The sequence below is a fragment of the Limosilactobacillus avistercoris genome, from assembly GCF_014836425.1.
GTDB classification, from domain to species: domain Bacteria; phylum Bacillota; class Bacilli; order Lactobacillales; family Lactobacillaceae; genus Limosilactobacillus; species Limosilactobacillus agrestimuris.
In genome coordinates this window covers 1-1,405 of sequence record NZ_JACSQW010000031.1, presented here as the reverse complement: position 1 = coordinate 1,405, position 1,405 = coordinate 1, and the positions used below count along the sequence as shown (strand labels likewise).

1 protein-coding gene is annotated in these 1,405 nt (G+C 40.8%); it reads left to right on the top strand.

All coding sequences use genetic code 11. The features are described from left to right. A partial coding sequence (locus H9564_RS08465; RefSeq protein ID WP_191685041.1) for a DUF1542 domain-containing protein occupies positions 1–1,197 on the top strand: 1,197 nt, incomplete at its 5' end. Between the last annotated feature and the right edge of the window lie 208 nt (positions 1,198–1,405).

Here is a 1,405-nt window from a genome sequence, read left to right as displayed (position 1 = left end):
AACATTAATGTTTCTACTACTTCTGCAACTAAATCAGCTGCTAAGGATGCCATTGATCAAGCTGCTAAGACTAAGGATGCTGCAATCGATGCTTCAAACTTAACTGCTGAAGAAAAGGATACTTTGAAGCAGACAGTTGCTGCTGAAGGTCAAAAAGCTAAGGATAATATTGATGCTGCCACTAAAGACGCTGATGTTAAGACAGCGCAAACCACTGGTGAAGAGGCTATTAATGCTGTTGAAATCTCTGCTTCAGTTTCTAAGACTGATGCAATTAAAGCAATCAATGCTGCATTAACAGATAAGAAGGCTGAAATTAACGGTACTAACTTAACTGATGAAGAAAAAACCGCAGTAATTAACAAAGCACAAAAGCTTGCTGATGACGCCATTGCTGACATTAATAAAGCTACAACTAATGATGCAGTAAACACTGCTAAGGAAAATGGTGTTCAAGCTATTAAGAACATGACAATTCCTACAGTTTCAGATGTTAAGAAGAACGCTAAGAATGCCATCGATCAAGCTGCTAAGGCTAAGAACGATGCAATCGATGCTTCAAACTTAACTGCTGAAGAAAAGGCTGATTTGAAGAAGACAGTTGCTGCTGAAGGTCAAAAAGCTAAGGATAATATTGATGCTGCCACTAAAGACGCTGATGTTAAGACAGCGCAAACTACTGGTGAAGAGGCTATTAACAACATTAATGTTCCTGCTGCTTCTGCAGCTAAAGATGCTGCTAAGGATGCCATCGATGATGCTTTAGCTAAAAAGATTGAAGAAATCAACAATGCTAACTTAACTGATGACCAAAAACAAAGCCTTATTGATCAAGCTCAGAACGCAGCTAACCAGGCTAAGGAAAACGTTCGGAGTGCTTCCACTGATGAAGACGTTCAAACTGCTAAGAACAATGGAATTGCAGCTATTAACGGAATTACTGTTAAGAGTAATTCAGTCGATGACCAAGATAATTCTGCAACTAATGAAGGGAACGGTAACCAAGCTGGTCATATTCAAAGTGATAACTCCAGTGACGTTACAAAGCATAGTTCTATTCAACAGTCTGGTAATGAAAAAACTCAATTACCACAAACTGGTAACGAAACACAACGTGGTGCAGGCTTAGTTGGCTTAGCCATTGCAGGCTTAGTTGGTTTGTTGGGCAGTGCCGGATTCCGTAAAAAGCGGGATTAAGCAACTACTCAAACCGTCGTAGCAAATTCATAACATAAATAAGGAGAGTGAGAAAAAACGCCCCAAATCGGCTAGCAAGCTGGTTTGGGGCGTTTGTCTTCGAACCTCCGCAAGGATGGCTAGGTTGGTCAGTAAGCAGTCAATAACGATACGTCTAGGCGCGGTCGACCAATCCCCCTATACTGAAGACATAAGATTCAGTACAGGA